At 63.9% G+C, this 17339-nt stretch carries 18 protein-coding genes; 10 read left to right on the top strand and 8 right to left on the bottom strand.

The window, feature by feature from the left end:
- Positions 1-171 precede the first annotated feature (171 nt).
- Positions 172-927: an SDR family oxidoreductase gene (locus AIOL_RS22700; RefSeq protein WP_049645634.1), complete on the bottom strand. Its 756-nt coding sequence runs from the start codon at positions 925-927 to the stop codon at positions 172-174.
- Positions 928-1348: 421 nt separating this feature from the next.
- Between AIOL_RS22700 and hisF the strand changes: the two genes are divergently transcribed.
- The 3 genes from hisF to AIOL_RS22685 are packed head-to-tail and all read left to right on the top strand — an operon-like array spanning position 1349 to position 2828.
- Positions 1349-2107, top strand: a complete 759-nt coding sequence (gene hisF / locus AIOL_RS22695) for an imidazole glycerol phosphate synthase subunit HisF (protein WP_049645069.1) — start codon at positions 1349-1351, stop codon at positions 2105-2107.
- Positions 2104-2523 carry a hypothetical protein gene (locus AIOL_RS22690; protein WP_049645068.1) on the top strand — a complete coding sequence of 140 codons (420 nt, stop codon included), beginning with the start codon at positions 2104-2106 and terminating at the stop codon, positions 2521-2523. Before hisF ends, AIOL_RS22690 begins: the two co-directional genes overlap by 4 nt.
- A complete protein-coding gene (locus tag AIOL_RS22685) occupies positions 2520-2828 on the top strand; it encodes a phosphoribosyl-ATP diphosphatase (RefSeq protein WP_049645067.1) in 309 nt (102 codons plus the stop codon). Before AIOL_RS22690 ends, AIOL_RS22685 begins: the two co-directional genes overlap by 4 nt.
- Positions 2829-3053: 225 nt before the next feature.
- Here the strand turns inward: AIOL_RS22685 and AIOL_RS22680 are convergent, their stop codons facing one another.
- The 5 genes from AIOL_RS22680 to AIOL_RS22660 form a co-directional block, all read right to left on the bottom strand.
- Positions 3054-4358, bottom strand: coding sequence for a TRAP transporter large permease (locus AIOL_RS22680; protein WP_049645066.1), 1305 nt, complete (start codon positions 4356-4358; stop codon positions 3054-3056).
- The gene (locus AIOL_RS22675; protein WP_049645065.1) at positions 4351-4767 is read right to left on the bottom strand and encodes a TRAP transporter small permease; all 417 of its coding nucleotides are present in this window, start codon (positions 4765-4767) and stop codon (positions 4351-4353) included. Before AIOL_RS22675 ends, AIOL_RS22680 begins: the two co-directional genes overlap by 8 nt.
- 102 nt (positions 4768-4869) lie before the next feature.
- Positions 4870-5853 (bottom strand): TRAP transporter substrate-binding protein, encoded by a 984-nt coding sequence (locus AIOL_RS22670; protein WP_049645064.1) that lies wholly within the window; start codon positions 5851-5853, stop codon positions 4870-4872.
- A gap of 88 nt (positions 5854-5941) precedes the next feature.
- Entirely contained in the window at positions 5942-7687 is a 1746-nt protein-coding gene (locus AIOL_RS22665) for a thiamine pyrophosphate-requiring protein (protein ID WP_049645063.1), read from the bottom strand.
- Between the two features lie 3 nt (positions 7688-7690).
- Positions 7691-9139 (bottom strand): aldehyde dehydrogenase, encoded by a 1449-nt coding sequence (locus tag AIOL_RS22660; RefSeq protein WP_049645062.1) that lies wholly within the window; start codon positions 9137-9139, stop codon positions 7691-7693.
- Positions 9140-9245: 106 nt separating this feature from the next.
- Between AIOL_RS22660 and AIOL_RS22655 the strand changes: the two genes are divergently transcribed.
- Positions 9246-9986, top strand: coding sequence for an IclR family transcriptional regulator (locus AIOL_RS22655; RefSeq protein ID WP_049645061.1), 741 nt, complete (start codon positions 9246-9248; stop codon positions 9984-9986).
- Here AIOL_RS22655 and AIOL_RS22650 read toward each other — a convergent pair.
- Positions 9983-10642, bottom strand: a complete 660-nt coding sequence (locus tag AIOL_RS22650; RefSeq protein ID WP_053101349.1) for a nucleoside/nucleotide kinase family protein — start codon at positions 10640-10642, stop codon at positions 9983-9985. The two genes, AIOL_RS22655 and AIOL_RS22650, sit on opposite strands and share 4 nt — an antisense overlap.
- Before the next feature lie 2 nt (positions 10643-10644).
- Entirely contained in the window at positions 10645-11265 is a 621-nt protein-coding gene (locus AIOL_RS22645) for a response regulator transcription factor (protein WP_049645060.1), read from the bottom strand.
- Positions 11266-11435: 170 nt separating this feature from the next.
- Between AIOL_RS22645 and AIOL_RS22640 the strand changes: the two genes are divergently transcribed.
- The 6 genes from AIOL_RS22640 (at position 11436) to AIOL_RS22615 (ending at position 17074) form a co-directional block, all read left to right on the top strand.
- Entirely contained in the window at positions 11436-11927 is a 492-nt protein-coding gene (locus AIOL_RS22640) for a molybdopterin-dependent oxidoreductase (RefSeq protein WP_049645059.1), read from the top strand.
- Positions 11928-11979: 52 nt separating this feature from the next.
- Positions 11980-14478 carry a hybrid sensor histidine kinase/response regulator gene (locus AIOL_RS22635; RefSeq protein ID WP_049645058.1) on the top strand — a complete coding sequence of 833 codons (2499 nt, stop codon included), beginning with the start codon at positions 11980-11982 and terminating at the stop codon, positions 14476-14478.
- Positions 14479-14507: 29 nt separating this feature from the next.
- Positions 14508-15212, top strand: coding sequence for an ABC transporter permease (locus tag AIOL_RS22630; protein WP_049645057.1), 705 nt, complete (start codon positions 14508-14510; stop codon positions 15210-15212).
- On the top strand, positions 15209-15922 hold the full coding sequence (locus AIOL_RS22625) for an ATP-binding cassette domain-containing protein (RefSeq protein WP_049645056.1): 714 nt from the start codon (positions 15209-15211) through the stop codon (positions 15920-15922). Before AIOL_RS22630 ends, AIOL_RS22625 begins: the two co-directional genes overlap by 4 nt.
- Positions 15919-16722, top strand: a complete 804-nt coding sequence (locus AIOL_RS22620) for a substrate-binding domain-containing protein (RefSeq protein ID WP_049645055.1) — start codon at positions 15919-15921, stop codon at positions 16720-16722. Before AIOL_RS22625 ends, AIOL_RS22620 begins: the two co-directional genes overlap by 4 nt.
- A gap of 124 nt (positions 16723-16846) precedes the next feature.
- Complete coding sequence (locus AIOL_RS22615; RefSeq protein WP_049645054.1) at positions 16847-17074, top strand: hypothetical protein; 228 nt, start codon at positions 16847-16849, stop codon at positions 17072-17074.
- Positions 17075-17339: the final 265 nt, after the last annotated feature.

The raw sequence follows: 17339 nt of genomic DNA, 5'->3' as shown, positions 1-17339 counted from the left end.
TTTGGCCCTCCCTTTGCGGTGATACCTCACTATACATGGAAATCGCCGTTCATGCTGCAAGCAGCACTGGGCAAAGTGGGCTCATAGCGGCCCCTTCTTTTTTGTGCGGGTGCTGATGGTCGCTCTGCGGGCGGAGTTGCCGTTGACCACCAAGTGACCAACGGCAACTTCTTAAAGCAGGCGCGTCGCCATGCCGCCGTCGACTGCTACCGGAGAACCTGTAATGAAACTTGCCCGGTCTGACAGCAAAAACAACGCTGACTGAGCGATCTCCCTGGGTTCAGCCATGCGTTTCAGGGGATGCAGCCCAGCGATGAGTTCATGCGTTGCGGGGTCATCACCAGCCATATCGGTGTTCGTACCGCCAGGTAAAATTGTATTGATGCGAATGCCTTGCGCCGCATGATCCGCCGCCAGAGACTGAACGAACCCTATCAATCCGGCCTTCGATGCGGCATAGGCGCCCATCCCAGGCATACCACCGTTGCTGTAGCCAACAAAGGTTCCCGTAAACACTATCGCCCCGCCGCCACGTTTCTCCATTGCAGGAAGCTGAGCTTTGGCCGCGAAGAATGCGCTGGTGAGGTTTGTTGAAAGGACGGACTGCCAATTGTCTGAATTCATTTCTGGAATTGGACCCATATCACCCAGAATGCCTGCATTGTTGAATGCGCCATCCAGGCCACCAAATTGCTTCTCTGCCAAATCAACAAGATCCTTGGCATAAGCTTCGTCGTTCACATCACCCGCGAGGCAAACAGCGCGCCCATTGCTTTTCGTGATTTGCCCGACGAGCATGTTCAGCTGTGTTTCGCGGCGCGCGCCCAACACTACATTCGCCCCCTCCGACGCAAACAGAAGAGCTGCCGCCGCACCGATTCCACTGCTCGCCCCGGTGATGATGATAGTTTTGTCATTGAGTTCCATAGTCATGCCTTTCAACAGTTACATGGCATCCAACTAAGGAACGCAACAGGTGTGGAGCGACCCGTTTCATGCGCTCGTAAAGCGACCAAAATGGAAAGCGCAAGAACTGGGTCGGTTGAACGCCTGCACGCGCAAGACGCGGTTCGTGAACATTGCAGCATCCATCTCTTAGGCTCACAACGGGCCTTACCATTCCACTGCAAGGTGCTGCCCGGGTTAGGGGTTTGCCTTTCACCGCCGTGGCTATGGTTACAGAGAGGCCCGAGAAGCCGGGCGGCGGCATGCCCGACATGGGCGGCATTGCGCGCAAGAAAGTGATCTCAATACGCAATCTCTGCCAAACATGTTTCGCCGCAACTCTCTGGCCAACAGCCAAGCTTGGCCATAAAAGACCGCGTGAACCCTAGATCGAGGCGAGAGCTTGCTGAAAACGCGTATCATCCCGTGTCTGGACGTGGCCGAGGGCCGCGTGGTGAAGGGCGTGAACTTCGTCGATCTGGTGGACGCCGGCGACCCGGTGGAGGCCGCCAAGGCCTATGACGCCGCCGGCGCGGACGAGCTGTGCTTCCTGGACATCATGGCCACCGAGGAGAACCGCGGCACCATGTTCGACCTGGTGCGGCGCACCGCCGAGAATTGCTTTATGCCGCTGACCGTGGGCGGCGGGGTGCGCACGCATCACAACGTGCGCGATCTCCTTCTGGCCGGGGCCGACAAGGTCAGCTTTAACTCCGCCGCGGTGGCGAACCCGGACGTGATCGCCGAGGCCGCCCAGCGCTTTGGCAGCCAGTGCATCGTCTGCGCCATCGACGCCAAGACGGTCGCGCCGGGCCGGTGGGAGATCTTCACCCATGGCGGGCGCCGCGCCACCGGCATCGACGCAATAGAGTTCGCGCGCACCGTCGTGGCCAAGGGCGCGGGCGAGATCCTCTTGACCTCGATGGACCGCGACGGCACGCGGGCCGGGTTCAACCTGCCTTTGACGAAAGCCATCAGCGACGCCGTGAACGTGCCGGTGATCGCCAGCGGAGGCGTCGGTACACTGGACCACCTGGTCGAGGGCGTCACCAAGGGCGGGGCCAGCGCCGTGCTGGCTGCCTCGATCTTCCACTTCGGCGACTACACGATCGGCGAGGCCAAGGCGCATATGGCCGCCGCCGGGATCCCGATGAGGCAATGAGTCTGACCTGGGAAGATATCACGGTCCTTGAGGGCGACTGTAAATCGACGCCTTGCGACTGCTGTGGCAGGCATACTGTGGAATTGCGTGGTGATCTCGAGCATGATGGGAATTGGCTGGGGTTCTATTGGACAAGCCACGCTCGCGGTCACCTTGAGGTTTATCCCACCATCATGGTCGGCGTCGGCGATTGGTCAGAAGGCGCGGCACCAGAGTCACGCCTGATTTTTGGTGTGGAGTTCAACAAGGAGGCCGAAAGTTTCAGATTGCTTGACCTCGCCTCTCACGGAGACAAATCCGTCGCTGTATACCTCGACAGGTTGGACGTGCTGGACACCCCATTTGCGCAGGACGCGTTTGCAATGACTGATGCGGTCTTCATGAAAGACAGTCGCATGGAGGAGTGGCACTCATGAGCCTAAGCAAGCTCGCTGAGACAATCGCGGCTCGCAAGGGCGCGGACCCGGAAAGCTCCTGGACGGCAAGGCTGTTGGCCAAGGGTCCCGAGAAATGCGCCGAGAAGTTCGGCGAGGAGGCCGTTGAGGCGATCATCGAAGCCGTCAAAGGCGACCGAGACGCGCTGACCGCCGAGGCGGCGGACGTGCTTTATCACCTGCTGGTCATGCTGGCGGCGCGGGATGTGGCGCTGGAGGATGTGCTGGCCGAGCTGGAGCGGCGGGAAGGCATCTCGGGCATTACTGAAAAGGCTGCGCGCAAGTAGGGTTTTGGCCCGGAGCGCCCTTGGCGCGCGCCAAATCTCTTGTAAGAGATTTGCACTTTCCTTCCAAGGAAAGTGGGCCCGCAAGCGGGCAAGAGGATGCGGCAAAATCTTCAATGCGGGTCGCATTGAAGAAACTCTTGCAAGAGTTTCGCAATTTTCTTGCAAGAAAATTGTGACGCACCAACGCCCGCTCCAGGCCAAGGTTCACCGACAATGGAACCTACGCTACCCCTTCATCTGCGTCGGCAAGAAGGTCGCGATCTGCGGGAAGAGCACCAGCAGAAGCAGGCACACCGCCATGGCGAACCAGAACGGAAGCACGCCGCGGAAGATCGTTGCCATCGGCACGCCCTGCGCCACGCCCTTGACCACAAACACGTTGATCCCCACCGGCGGCGTGATCAGGCCCATCTCGATCACGATCACGCAGACCACGCCGAACCAGATCGGGTCGAAGCCGAACGCCGTGATGATCGGATAGACCACCGGCATGGTGACCACCAGCATCGCCAGCCCGTCAAAGAACATGCCCAGGATGATGTAGCCGATCAGGATCAAGAGCAGCGTGCCATAGGCGCCCAGCCCCAGCGACTGCAGCCCCTCGGCCAGGGTGGCCGGGATATGCGTCAGCGCCAGGAACGGCCCGAAGACATGCGCCCCGATGATGATCAGGTAGAGCATGGCGGTCATCACCACCGTTTCCATCAAGATGTCCGGCATCTTGGAGATCTTCATCGCCCCGGTGCCCAGCGCCAGCACGGTCACCAGGAACGCGCCGACGCCCGCGGCCTCGACCGGCGTGAAGACGCCCAGGTAGATCCCGCCGATGGAGACCAGGATCACCCCGATCAGCGGCATGGACATCAGCGTGGACCAGAGCTTTTCGCCCCAGGTGGTGGTCGGGCCCGCCGGGCCCTGCTCGGGGTTCAGCGTCGTGACGATCACGATCACCACCACAAAGAGCAGCGACAGCAACAGCCCGGGCAGGATGCCCGCGATGAAGAGCTTGCCGATGCTCTCCTCGGTCAGGATCGCGTAGAGCACGAAGCCCGTCGAAGGCGGGATCAGGATGCCCAGCGTGCCGCCCGCCGCGACGGAGCCCGTCGCCAGCCCGTCCGCGTAGCCAAAGCGCTTCATCTGCGGAAGGGCCACCTTGCCGATGGTCACCGCCGTGGCCACCGAGGACCCGCTGACCGCCGCAAAGGCCGCGCAGCCCATCACCGTGGCCGCGCCAAGCCCGCCGCGCAGGCGCCCGATCCAGGCATAGGCCGCCTCGTATAACTTCTGGCTATACCCCGCGGCCCCCGCCACGTTGCCCATCAAAACGAACAAAGGAATGATCGACAGCCCATAGGCCGTCACCGAGGAATAGGTCTCTGACGACATTGTCGCGATCGCGGCGCGCGAGCCGTCCAGCCACCAGATCCCGCCAAACCCCACCACCAAAAGCGACATACCCACCGGCAGCCGCGCCACCAGGCAAAAGAACAGCGCGCCAATACCGATGACGCCGATCAGTGTCTCACTCATAGCCCCGCACCCCCCTGCGGAATTGCGCGACCAACTGCCAAAGCAGCACCAGCCCAAAGAGCCCCATGCCGACGGTGATCGCCGTGTAGGGGACCCAGACCGGGATCTCGATCATATTGGTGACGTCCTCGTATTCCCAGGCGTCCCAGGCCTTGTCATAGGTCTTGGTGATCAGGAGATAGAGCACGAAGATCGACACCACCCGGGCGAAGACATCCGCCACAAAGCGGCCCCGCTCGCCCAGCTTGCCGTCCAGGATGTCCACCCGGATATGCGCGCCCTGCCAGGCCGCGTAGGGCATCGCCATCATCACCACCAACGCCATGCCCATTTTGACCAGCTCTGTATCGCCCAGGATCGGGTCATTCAGCACATAGCGCGCGAAGACCGCCCAGGTCACTAGCAGCATGAGCGCAAAGAGGACGAGCCCCCCGAGTAGGGCGACCCCTCGCAAAAGGCGCTCAGGTAAACCCCGAGCGCCCTTCTTCAGTTCGGGAAGCTCCGACATCGCTTACTTGAGCGCTGCCGCCCATTCAGCGGCGCTCACCCCGTCGGCTTCCAGCTCGGCGATCATCTTCTCGGCCAGCGCGACGGAGGCGGCGTCGAACTCGGCCTTCGCCTCGGCTGACAGCTCAACGACCTCACCACCGTCGGCGGCCCAGGCCTCGAGCGCCTTCACGCCGGCGGTCGACATGGTCACGTGGCCACCCTGGGACATCTCGGCGCCCGCAATGGCCTCAAGCTTGGCTTGGGTGTCGGCGTCCAGGCTGTCCCAGCTGTCGCGGTTCATCACCAGCATGAACACCGAGTTCGAGCCGTCCATTCCGGTGGTCACGTATTTGGTCACCTCGCCCAGCTTGAAGCTCTTGAGAACCGAGGTGTCCACCAGCACGCCGTCCACGACGCCGGTTTCCATCGAGGTGTAGACCTGCGTGATCGGCATCGACACGGCGGTCGCGCCCCAGGCCTCGACCACCAGGCCGGTGTTCTTGGACGGCACGCGGATCTTCAGGCCGGCCAGATCGGACAGCTTCTCGACCTTCTTGTCGGCCATCAGCAGCTTGCCGGGTTCAGCGGTCCAGACGCCCAAGAGCTTGGTGCGGCGGAACTCATCGCTGATGATGTCGATGTTCTCCCACATCTTCTTGGTGATGTCCTCGTTTCCGGGGACGATGCCCGGGAACTCCACCAGCAGGGTCTTTTTGAACTGCGAGGCGGTGTAGCCCGGCAGCGCGTAGACGATGTCGGCAACGCCGTCCAAAACGCGGTCATACTGTTTAACCGGGCCCTTGCCCAGCTCGCCGCCGGGGTAGACGCGGATCGTGGTCGCGCCGCCGGTGGCCTCGGCGATCTGCTCTGCCAGCGGCAGGAACATCTCGTTATGCAGGTGGTACTTGGTGGACGAGAAATGCGCCAGCTTTAGCTCGTCAGCATAGGCCGCTGTCGAGAGCGCCAAAGCCGCCGCCCCGCCCAGGATGGTTTTCAGAATTGTCATGGTTTCCTCCCATTGATGTGAATTATATAAGCGATTCCTGCGATCCAGCCTAATCTAGATTTTGCTCCTGTCATAAGCTGAGGGCATTTCAGTGCGGCCCCGTGCGTTCAATGGCGATATTCAGCAGCACTTGGCGCTTCTCTTGGGTCGCGACCTTGATGGCGCGCCGCAAGGCGGCCTCGACCTCGGCCCCATCGGTGACGGTCTCGGTATAGGCGCGGCTCGCCTCGGCGGTTTTGGTGAAATCCGGGCTGGGCCGCAGCGAGGTCAGCGGCACGTCATTGGCCTGCGCCGCGCGCCCGCCCTTGTAGAGCCCCTCGACCGAGTGGCGCACCGCGCCCCATTCCTCGTTGTTGAGCACCAAGGTGATCACCGGCAGCTCGAGCGCCTCCATCACCTGATGGCACACGGCCGGGTTCGCGAACATATAGGAGCCATCGCCCATCGTGGCGAAGACCAGACGGTCGCGATCGGCCAGCTGCCCGCCAACCGCGGCAGGCAGCCCCCAGCCGAGACCACCGGAATGCGGCTCTTGGAAGTAGTTCAGATGCTCGTCGAGCTCCAATTGCGGCAGCGGGCAACCCAGCTCGTGGAACACAGAGGACTTGCGCCCATTGGCGGATTGCTCGCGGATCAGCTTGCCCAGGATATGGGCGACCCATTCCTTGGACGTGACCTGTTTGTTGCCCTTGGCGGCGGTGGCGCGCACCTGCGCGCGGTTCTCTTCGGCTAGCGCCGCGACCCTTTCGAGACGGGCGGCGATGCTATTCGCATCGCGATCCTGCGCGTTCACCGCCTCGATCAGCTCGAGCAGCACCGTCGATGTCTCGCCCGCGAGGGTCACATCAGAGCGGAAGTTGCGGATCGGCGTGTTGCGCGTAAAGAGCGGGTCCGGGCCGATATTGATCACCTTGGCGTCCTCGGGCGGCGACGCGCGGTCTGGGAACCACGGCGCGAGCGCGTTGATCACCACCACAACGTCGGCCTCCTTCAGCAGCGCGTCTGGGTTCCAGCCCACATGGCACGGGCTGGCCATGGGGATCGCGATCTGGTTGGCCCAATACATCGAGACGGGCAGCGCCCAATCCTCGACGAACCGCGCCAGCGCGTCAAAGGCCTCTTGCGACCCCGCCCCGCGCTGCGCAATCACCAGCGGGCGCTTGGCCTTGGCGATCAGCTCGGCGGCCTGCGCGAGATCATCCCGATTGGCCGCACCGCGCGAGGGCGCCATCTTGGACGGCTGATCGAGCCCCGCGGGAGGGCAAGGCTCGCACAATACCTCGCGCGGGAGGCTCAAGTAGACCGGGCCCGTGGGCGTGGAATTCGCGACGGTCCAGCCGCGATCCAGCACCTCGGACACCTGGTCTGCAAATTTAAGCTCGTAGTCCCATTTGCAGGCCTCGCGCACCAGACCGGTCTGGTCGTACATCTCCTGGCCCCAGCCAATCGGCACGGTGCGCGCGCCGAAGCGGTCGCTCTCGGCCACAGGGGTGCGCCCCGACATCACGAACATCGGGACCTGGTCGCAGGCGGCGTTGATCACCCCGGTGGCGCCGTTCGACAGACCCACATTGGTGTGCAGCATCACCGACTGCGCCTGCCCGGAGATCTGGTAGTAGCCATGCGCCATGCCCACCGCCACCATCTCGTGCGGGACGGTGAGCGGCTCTGGCAGGTCCAGCCCCTCGTCGCGGGCCTCGATCAGCCCCTCGATGATCGGCGGGAAGTCCGTGCCCGAATTGGTGAACACATAATCCACGCCCAGCGCCTTGAGCTTGCCGAAGATCGCGCCGCCTGCGGACACGCCTTTTGTCTGAGATCCATCCTTTGCCATGGGTTAGATCGGGTAATGCTGGTTGGGGTCTTCGATGGTGATCCAGCGAAGCTCGGTGAACTCGGCGATCCCGGCGGAGCCGCCAAAGCGGCCATAGCCGCTGGCTTTGGTGCCGCCGAAGGGCATCTGCGCCTCATCCGCCACCGTGGGGCCGTTGATATGCAGGATGCCGGACTGCACCTGCATCGCCAGCTCCAGCCCGCGGCGCGTGTCGGCGGTGAAGATCGACCCGGTCAGGCCGTATTTGGTGTCATTGGCGATCTCGACCGCATGCGCGGCGTCGCGGGCGCGGATCACGGTGGTGACCGGGCCAAAGCTCTCGGCGGAGTAGATCTCCATCTCGGGCGTCACATCCGCCACGATGGTCGCGGGCATGATCGTACCCTCGGCGGGCGCGCCGCCGGTCGTCACGCGGGCGCCCTTGGCCACCGCGTCCTCGATCAGCCCGGCGACATGGTCCACCGTGTCGCGGTCCACCACCGAGGCGATATGCACCTGCTCGTCGGGCTTGCCGGTCTTCATCGCGGCGGCCTTGGCAGTGAAGGCGTCAAGGAACTGGTCATAGATCCCGTCCACCGGGATGATCTTTTCCGCCGACATGCAGATCTGGCCCTGGTTCATGAAGGCGCCGAAATTTGCCGCGTTCACCGCGCCCTGCAGGTCGGCATCCTCCAGGATGATCTGCGGGGCCTTGCCGCCCAGCTCCAGCAAGCAGGGCTTGAGGTGCTTGGCCGCGCGCTCGGCAATGATCTGGCCCACGCGGGTGGAGCCGGTGAAGTTGATGCGCCGCGTCAGCGGGTGGTCGACCAGCGCGTTCACCACCTCGGGCGCGTCCTCGGCGGCGTGGCTGACCACGTTGAGCACGCCCTTGGGCAGCCCGCCATCAATCATGCACTGCCCGATCAGGACGTGGATGCCGGGGCATTTCTCGGAGGCCTTCATCACCACGGTGTTGCCGCAGGCCAGGGCCATCGCAAAGCTCCGCACGCCAAGGATCACCGGCGCGTTCCAGGGCGCCATGCCCACCAGCACGCCGCAGGGCTGGCGAATGCCCATCGAGAGGCAGCCGGGCTTGTTGGCCGGGATGATCTCGCCCTTGATCTGGGTGGTCATCGCCGCGGCCTCGCGCAGGATGTTCGCCGCCAGCATCACGTTAAAGCCAATCCAGGGGGCCGTGCCGCCGGTCTCTTTGGCGCCGAGCTCTGCGAATTCGGCAGAGCGCGCCTCGAGCGCATCGGCGCAGTCGTTGAGGATCTTGCGGCGCGCCGCGGGCGCGGTGGCGGCCCAGGTCGGGAAGGCGGCGGCGCAGCTTTGAACAGCGGCGTCCACATCCGCGGCCTTGCCCGCAGCCACGGTCGTCACAACGTCGCCGCTGACCGGCGATTTCCGCACGAAGGTCCCGCCATCCGCCGCGTCCACTGTTTCGTTGTCGATAAGCAGCCCCAGGTCCATCGCTCCCCCTCCCCTTGATCTCAATAATTAAGATTGCTATCTTATATTGTGAGAACACGAATCACTTTTGTCAAGCGCCGTGTCTCGCGCGACGGAGGGGCGCCGAATGAGCACACCGCTGAACAACTCCATCCTCAAGGGATTTGATATCCTAGCGCTCTTCACCCATGAGGCGCACGAGATTTCCACGGCCACGGTGACCAAGAAGCTTGGGATGAACACGGCCACGGCGCATCGGTTTCTGATGACGCTGGACCGTGCCGGCGCCATTCGCAGCACCCGGCGCGGGCGCTTCGCCCTAGGCCCCAGGATCGAAGAGCTGGGGCAGATCACGGCGCGGCGGCGCACGCTGGCGGCCTTGGTTCAGCCCACGCTCGACGCGCTTTGCGGGGAGCTTGGCGAATCCATCATGGCCTGCCGTTTGGCACAGCACGGCCCCAGCTGCATCGCCTACGCCAACTCCAACCGACCGATCTCGTTACAGGTCCGCGAGGGGGCCTTGCTTCCGTTTCACACGACCGCGCAGGGTTACCTTTGGCTGGCCGAGATGCCCGAAGACGAGCGGCGGGAGCGGCTTGAGAGCGCCTCGTTTGCGAGCCTAGAGAAGCCGGATCTTGCCGCGGTGGAGACCCGAATTCAACGCGTATACGCCCAAGGATACGCCACGAACGAGGGCGACAACGAGCCCGACCTGGGCGCGGTGGCGGTACCGGTGCGCAATATAGACGGGCAGATGGTTCTGTCGATGTCGGTCTTTGGCATGCTGCGCCGCTTTGACGGCGCCTTCATTGACCGCGCCCGCGCGGCGCTTTTGGATGCCGCCGCGAGCGTCGCGCCTGAGCTTTAGGCCGTCAATGGCAACGCGCCGTCGACCTGGCTATCCGCCGCGCGGCTATTGGCGTAGACGAACCGCGCATTGGGCAGGTCATTCTCTTCCAACTTAGCGACGATGGCATCCTCGCTTAGGCCGTGATGCTGCCAGCGCGCGCGCAGCCGCCGGCGCAGCTCTGCCTCGCTGACGCGGATGATCGCCGAGTGGTCGAAGAGCCCGGCAAGACCGCGCCAGGGCGCCTGGTCCAGAAGCAGGTAGTTCCCCTCGACAAGCACGACCTGCGCGGTTTGCGGGATAAAGGCGGCCCCGGCGCGCGACACTTCGATCCCCCGGTCAAAGACCGGAACGGCGATCTCGTCCTCGGTATTCTGGCGCAGCCGCAACAGCATCGCCGCGAGCCCGCCGACATCGAACGTATCGGGCGCGCCCTTGCGGGCCAGTCGGCCGCGCGTGCGCAGCACCGCATCATCGAAGTGATACCCATCCATGGCCAGGACAGCCGCCCTGCCCGGAGAGCCCGCGTTCAGCCCGTCGACGATCGCCTCGGCCATCGTCGACTTCCCCGCACCGGGCGGCCCCACAAGGGCCACGATCTGCCGGGCGCCGGTCGAGAGCCGCTCTATCTGGTGGGTAAGCCCGCCCACGGAGAGCATCCCTGCAGACGCGCCCATCCTCAGACGAACCCCTCATCGCGCGCCACCAGCGCCGCCTGCGTGCGGTTGCGCACCTGCATCTTCGCCAGGATGTTCTTTACATGCAGCTTTACCGTGACCTCTTTGATGTCCAGATCGAGCGCGATTTCCTTGTTGGATTTGCCCAAACATAGCTTGCGAAGCGTCTCGGTCTCGCGCGCGGACAAGCCGCGATAGTCAGAGCGTTGGATCGAGGCGCTCGGCGACCGCTTCTCGGCCCGAAACGGAAAGTAACAGTCACCCGAAAGCACCAGCCGCACCGCGCTGACCAGGCTGTTGGCCGAGAGCGACTTTGGGAAAAAGCCCACCGCCCCCATATCCATGGCCTGCTTGGCCACCTCGTCGGGCGCCTCTCCGGACATCAAGGCGAAGGCCATCCGCGGGTGTTTGGCCATCGCAGCCCGCAGCCCGTCCAGCCCGTCCATCCCGGGCATCTTGTAGTCGAGGATTGTCAGGTCAAAATCAGCGGGTCGCCCCAGCAGCCGCAAGGCCTCGGGCAGCGTGGACGCGGTCGTCGCGCGCAGATCGGGCTGCTGCGAAATGAACGCGGCAATCGTGTCGCGCACCAGGTCATGATCATCTGCGATTAGAATCCGTTGCATGGCCCTACTTACTTGCACGCATAATTCCCAAGCCTATCACCCGGCACGCCTGAAATCAGCCAAATCCTATCCTTTCGAATAGGCCACCTATCCTCATTACCCAACACAGCCAGAACAGAATATCGTAGCCTGCGAATGACCTCGGCTTCTGTCGCAAAAGATTGTACAAAATGCCACCACTCACGCGGAATTTCCTGGCCCTTGTTTTTTGTCTCGGGGCATCCACAGCAAATTCCGACACCGTTACCTGTCTTCTGAGCACGCAAGACCAGGAAACCGGGGTCGCCCATTCCCTTTCGCGCGCTGACCTTGACCGGATGCAGCAGGTCTCTTTCGAGACCACCACCGTCTGGACCGAGGACGCCGTCAGCTTTGCAGGCGTGCCGCTTCGCGCGGTGCTCGCAGAATGCGGCGCCGACCTAGAGGACGCGCGTAGCGTGGTGCTGACCGCGCTCAACGCCTATTCGGTCGAGGTCCCGCTGGCCGAGATCGGCGACACCTATCCCATCGTGGCGACCCGGATGGACGGCGAAGTGATCCCCGTGCGACAGAAAGGCCCCTACTGGGTGGTCTATCCCTACGATTCCGACGCCTCCTATCGCACCGAACAAGCCTACGCCCGATCCATCTGGCAATTGCGCGAAATTTCCATAATGGAATGACACCCCCGCCTGCGGTAGCTATGCGCAAGGGATTTCGCGCGGGCAACATATCATGATGCTAACTCGGCCAGTAATCCTTGCGACCATCGCGGGGCTGATACTGCTTTTGGCGACGCTGGCCACCAACCTGCAGCGCGAATTGCGCATGCTGTCCACCGCGGCGAGCGACAACCTGCAATGGTCCTTCCTACAGGTCGAGACAGAGATCGCCCTGCTGGCCGCTGCCATCGCCGAGGAACGCGCCAGCCGGGCCCCAGATGACGCCCGCATTCGGCTGCGCACGGATATCGCGCTTAGCCGCATTGGGCTGATCTCGCAGGGGCAGGCCTTTGCCGTCATTGCGGGCAATGAACGCGCGGTCGGCCATCTCAGGCAACTAGAGACCTTCGCCGGGCAAGCCGCCAGCCTCATCGACAGCGTTGAAACGATCTCCAAGAGCGAACTGGGCGCCCTCGCCCCGCTGACCGCGGCGGCGATGCGCAACGCCCGCATGCTGGCCGTCGCCGGACTGACCGAGATAGCACGGGCGGGGGATAGCGCGCGCGATGATTTTGCCCAGACGCTGAGGCGCTCTGGGCTTCTGGCGGTGGGATTGATCGTTGGGCTTCTTTTGCTGCTCTTCGTGCTGGATCGCCTGCTTGTCCGCGCCCGGAGGGCCGACGCCGAGCTGCGTGCCACCACCGAGCGCGCCTCGGCCACCGTGGCGGCCGCCTATGACGGCATCATCCTGGCGGATCATCGCTGGAAAATCCTAGAGATGAACGAGGCCGCGACGCAGATATTCGGCTGGACCGTGGCGGAGACACGCGGGAAATGCCTTGGCGAAACGCTCATCGCCAGGACGGATGGCAACCCCGATTGGAGCGCAATCAGCGCCGAGCCTGCCAGCGCCGGGGACGTGCCACGCCGGATGGAGCTCTGCGGGCAAACCAAGACCGGCAAGACCTTTCCGCTAGAGCTTAGCATCGCCCGCACAAGCCACCCCCAAGGCGACATACATATCGCCTATATGCGCGACATCAGCGCCGAAAAGCGGGCCCAGCAGGCGCTTATCGACGCCCGCGACCAGGCCCGTCGCACCGACCAAGCCAAATCCCAGTTCCTCGCCGTCATGAGCCACGAGATGCGCACGCCCTTGAACGGCATTCTGGGCGTTCTGGACCTGCTGGAGACCACCGACCTGGACGCGCAGCAACGCCGCTATGTCGACGTTGCCGCCGCCTCGGGTCAGATCCTATTGGAGCACACCGACGAGGCGCTGGACATCGCGCGCATAGAGGCCGGGGCCTTCACGCTTGAAGATGCAAGCTATTCGATCCCCGAAGCGCTGGAGCGCGTCGTCAGCGTTCTAAGAGCCCTCGCCGCGGAGAAGGGCCTGACCCTAACCCTCGATGTAAAACCAGAGGTCGCGTCGATGGCATGCGGTGACAGCGGTCGCCTCACTCAGATCGTGACCAACCTGGTCGGCAACGGCATCAAGTTCACCCAGAGCGGCGGCATCAGCGTCGTGGCGTCGGGAACGCCCCAGGACAGCCCGGACCGCTTCACCATCTCGGTCAACGACACCGGGCCCGGCATCCCGAGCACGCATCTAGACACGATCTTTGAGAATTTCGTGGCGCTGGACCCCGGCAAGGGCCGGCAGATACGCGGCGACGGGCTGGGCCTTGCCATCAGCCGCAAGCTCGCCCAGCTGATGGGCGGGGATATCGACGTCACGAGCGAAGTCGGGGCTGGCAGCACCTTCACATTAACGCTGCCCTTCATTCCAAGCGCCCAACCGGAGGCCCGGTCGACGCATCCACCGTCATCCGCGATGCCGGCCGCCGAGGAGGATCAAAAATCGATCCTGATCATGGAAGACAACGCGATAAACAGCATGGTCCTGACCGAGATGCTGCAGCGCCTGGGCCACAGGGTCAGAACCGCGACGGACGGGGCCGAGGGGCTCTTGATCGCTCAGGACGAGGCCTTTGACACGCTGATCATCGACATCAGCATGCCAAAGCTCACCGGGATCGAGGTCACCGAACGCATCCGCGCCGGAGACGGGCCAAACCAGGCAAGCTACATCGTGGGGCTGACCGCCTTCGGCTCCAACGAGTTCCGCGACGCCGCATTGGCCGCTGGCATGGACGCGTTCGCCAGCAAACCCATCCGTATAAAAGAGCTTGGGCCGATCCTGGACCGCCAACCGGTTCCCACCGCCACCGGCCCCGGCGCAAGCGCCGCGATTGACGGCGAAATCCTGGGCGAACTGGCCGCGACCCTGGGCCATGACAAGACCGTTGAGACCTGTGAACGCTTCTTTACCGAGGTCAACGCCATGGGCACCGCCGCGCCATCGGGCCCCGCGCAATGGCAAGAGCTTGGGGCCGAGCTGCATAAGCTGCGCGGGTCCGCCAGCATGCTTGGCCTCACCCAGCATATCGCGCTGATCGACCGCGCGGCCCGCGCCGCCGATGACACCGACCCCGCCGCTCTGGAAGCGGTCTTCGACGCCCTGCCCAAGCTGCGCGCCAAGATTGCGCCCATGCTGCGCTCGGTCTAAGACAGACCAAACGAGGGAATTCGTCAGGGATGCTGGACGTTTGGAACGGTTTGGCCGCGGCCTTCTGGCTGGTCGTTAGGCTGGACCCGGACCTCATAGAGATCACGCTGCGATCTCTGCAGGTGACGCTGACGGCGCTTGTGATTGCCTCGCTGATCGCCCTGCCCTTGGCGGCGCTGCTGGCGGTGCGCCGGTTCCGCTGGCGCCGCGCGGTGATCGCGGTGCTAAACGCCCTGATGGGGCTGCCCCCGGTTGTGGTTGGGCTGGTGGTCTACATCCTGCTGAGCCGCTCCGGCCCGTTCGGGGTGTTTGGGCTGCTGTTCACGCCCACGGCGATGATCATCGCCCAGGTGATCATCATCGTGCCCCTTATCGCGTCCATCGCGCATCAGTCCCTGCGCGAGCTGTGGACCGACTACCACGACCTTTTGATCTCGCTCAACGTCACCCAGCGGCAGAAGATGCAGACGCTCTTGTGGGACGCGCGCCGCGCGCTCTTGACCGCCGCGCTGGCGGGCTTTGGCCGCGCCATCGGCGAGGTCGGCGCCATCATGATCGTCGGCGGCAATATCGACCATGTGACCCGGGTTCTGACCACGGCGATTGCCTTGGAGACCGGAAGGGGCGATTTTGCCTTGGCGCTGGGGCTGGGCTTTGTGCTGATCGCGCTGGCCGTGACGGTCAACCTGGTCATCCACGGGCTGGGCCGCACCGAACGGGAGGGCCGCTGGTGAGCGCTCTGCTCCCCCTCACCGTGACCGGCGCCGAGGCGCGCCGGCGCGGCAAGACCCTGGTCGGCCCGGTGGATTTGACCATGGATGGCCCCGGGACCACCGTTGTCATCGGGCCAAACGGCTCCGGCAAGACCACCCTGCTGTCGCTGCTGCACGGCACCGCGCGGCTGAGCCGCGGCACGATCACCTGGAACTGCCCGCTAGAGCAGGCCCGCGCGGCGCAGGCCTTTGTGTTTCAGCGCCCCGTCATGCTGCGCCGCAATGTGCGCGACAACATCGCCTATCCGCTGCAGCTCCGCGGGACCCGCCGCCCCGAGGCCCGCGCGCAGGCCGATCAATGGGCCGAACGCATCGGGCTGGGCGACATGCTGGACCGCTCCGCCGGGGCGCTTTCCGGCGGTGAGCAACAAAAGCTCGCCCTGGCGCGCGCGCTGATCCTAAAGCCCGAACTTCTGTTCCTTGACGAGCCCTGCGCGGCGCTTGATGGTCGCTCCATGCGCGAGATTGAAACCATCCTGGCAAACGCCAAGGCCGAGGGCACCAAGCTTGTCTTGGCGACGCATGACATGGGCCAGGCCCGCCGGATGGCCGATGATGTGCTGTTCCTGTTGCATGGGCGCGTGCACGAGGCGCGCCCGGCGCCAGAGTTCTTCGCAGGCCCCGACACCGCGGAAGCCCGCGCCTTCCTCAAAGGAGACATCGTGGAATGAGAAAGCTCATCCTTGCCTTGGCCCTCTTGGCCTTGTCGACGGCGGCGCAGGCCGGCGAGACCCTGCGCATGGCGGTCACAACATCCTTCCACAATTCCGGGCTGGCAGAGGTCCTGCTGCCGCGCATCAAAGCGGATCTGGACCTTGACGTGCAGCTGCTGGTGGTGGGCACCGGGCAGGCCCTGCGATTGGGCCGCGCCGGCGATGTGGACGCCATATTGGTGCACTCTCGCGCCGCCGAGGAGGCCTTTGTGACAGAGGGCTACGGCACGCACCGCAGAGAAATCATGTATAATGACTTCGTGCTGGTGGGACCGTCGGACGACCCCGCACGCATCTCGGGCAGCGCCGACGCGGTCGCGGCGTTGCGCGCCATTGCGAGCAATGCCACCACCTTTGTGAGCCGTGGCGACGACAGTGGTACGCATAAAAAAGAGCTGCGCCTCTGGCAGGGCGCGGGCCTCGCCCCTGAGGATTTTGAGCGCTGGTACCGCTCCGTCGGCGCCGGGATGGGCGCCGCGCTGAACGCCGCCGCTGGGATGGACGCCTATATCCTTGCCGACCGCGCGAGCTGGTTGAACTTTGGCAACAAGGCGGGCCTGGCGCTGCTCTTTGCCGGTGATCCGGAGCTTTTTAACCAATACGCCTACCTGCCGGTGAACCCGGACCGGCATCCGCATGTCCAGGCGGCGCAAGCCGGGCGCCTGGAGGCTTGGCTGGTGTCGCCTGTGGCGCAGGCATTGATCGACGGCTATCAGATCGGCGGCGAGACGCTCTTTGTGTTCAACGCGACACCCTAGGCGCCCATTCCAACGCGGGGATTCCATGGCGCGCCGGGCCGCGCTATAGCGTTCCATATGCGCGGCTTGCACAAAGCGCACAATTCAGGGACCTTCTGGGCCAAAGAACGCGGATAGGCATCTCATGCGCTTCGACAGTTTAGACGATTTCATACGCCACGGCGCCGACGCCTTGGCCAAGGGCCCGGTGGCGATGATCTTCGTCGAGGACTTGGTGGAGGTCGAGGCCACCATCCGGCACCACCTTAAGCTGCGCTTCCGTAATGGGCCAGTTGATGTCAAGGACAGCGTTTTCACCCTCAAAAACCCGGGAACCGACGAAGGTTTCCGGGGTGCCTGCCAGGCGCAGTGAGGTTCACAGCGGAGTGATTGTGCTGTGGCGATGGGGAATATGCCAGTGTTGTTGGCCTCGCCTGTCGGCATGCCTGCTCACCGTGATGTGTCTGCGCCGGGCTCGTGCTTCCGTCCGTGGTCAGCGCAATGGCTGCCAACTTCATACCTTGTCCGGTTCGGCTCCCGAGTGTCGATCTTCAGGGCGCGCTCAACCCTGGAACGGGTCGGCAGATGGCAGCTTGCGTACATCATCGGGGACCGCGTCCCGGCTGGGACACTGGTGG

This window comes from Candidatus Rhodobacter oscarellae (assembly GCF_001078595.1).
GTDB classification, from domain to species: Bacteria; Pseudomonadota; Alphaproteobacteria; order Rhodobacterales; family Rhodobacteraceae; genus Rhodobacter_B; species Rhodobacter_B oscarellae.
Note: the sequence above shows the minus strand (reverse complement) of the source record. Positions and strands in the feature narration are given on the sequence as shown.

Coding starts and splice junctions, on each gene's coding strand:
- AIOL_RS22700 (WP_049645634.1), bottom strand. CDS start 927: ATGGAACTCAATGACAAAACTATCATCATCACCGGGGCGAGCAGTGGA.
- AIOL_RS22690 (WP_049645068.1), top strand. CDS start 2,104: ATGAGTCTGACCTGGGAAGATATCACGGTCCTTGAGGGCGACTGTAAA.
- AIOL_RS22685 (WP_049645067.1), top strand. CDS start 2,520: ATGAGCCTAAGCAAGCTCGCTGAGACAATCGCGGCTCGCAAGGGCGCG.
- AIOL_RS22680 (WP_049645066.1), bottom strand. CDS start 4,358: ATGAGTGAGACACTGATCGGCGTCATCGGTATTGGCGCGCTGTTCTTT.
- AIOL_RS22675 (WP_049645065.1), bottom strand. CDS start 4,767: ATGCTGCTAGTGACCTGGGCGGTCTTCGCGCGCTATGTGCTGAATGAC.
- AIOL_RS22670 (WP_049645064.1), bottom strand. CDS start 5,853: ATGACAATTCTGAAAACCATCCTGGGCGGGGCGGCGGCTTTGGCGCTC.
- AIOL_RS22665 (WP_049645063.1), bottom strand. CDS start 7,687: ATGGCAAAGGATGGATCTCAGACAAAAGGCGTGTCCGCAGGCGGCGCG.
- AIOL_RS22660 (WP_049645062.1), bottom strand. CDS start 9,139: ATGGACCTGGGGCTGCTTATCGACAACGAAACAGTGGACGCGGCGGAT.
- AIOL_RS22655 (WP_049645061.1), top strand. CDS start 9,246: ATGAGCACACCGCTGAACAACTCCATCCTCAAGGGATTTGATATCCTA.
- AIOL_RS22650 (WP_053101349.1), bottom strand. CDS start 10,642: ATGGGCGCGTCTGCAGGGATGCTCTCCGTGGGCGGGCTTACCCACCAG.
- AIOL_RS22645 (WP_049645060.1), bottom strand. CDS start 11,265: ATGCAACGGATTCTAATCGCAGATGATCATGACCTGGTGCGCGACACG.
- AIOL_RS22640 (WP_049645059.1), top strand. CDS start 11,436: ATGCCACCACTCACGCGGAATTTCCTGGCCCTTGTTTTTTGTCTCGGG.
- AIOL_RS22635 (WP_049645058.1), top strand. CDS start 11,980: ATGATGCTAACTCGGCCAGTAATCCTTGCGACCATCGCGGGGCTGATA.
- AIOL_RS22630 (WP_049645057.1), top strand. CDS start 14,508: ATGCTGGACGTTTGGAACGGTTTGGCCGCGGCCTTCTGGCTGGTCGTT.
- AIOL_RS22620 (WP_049645055.1), top strand. CDS start 15,919: ATGAGAAAGCTCATCCTTGCCTTGGCCCTCTTGGCCTTGTCGACGGCG.
- AIOL_RS22615 (WP_049645054.1), top strand. CDS start 16,847: ATGCGCTTCGACAGTTTAGACGATTTCATACGCCACGGCGCCGACGCC.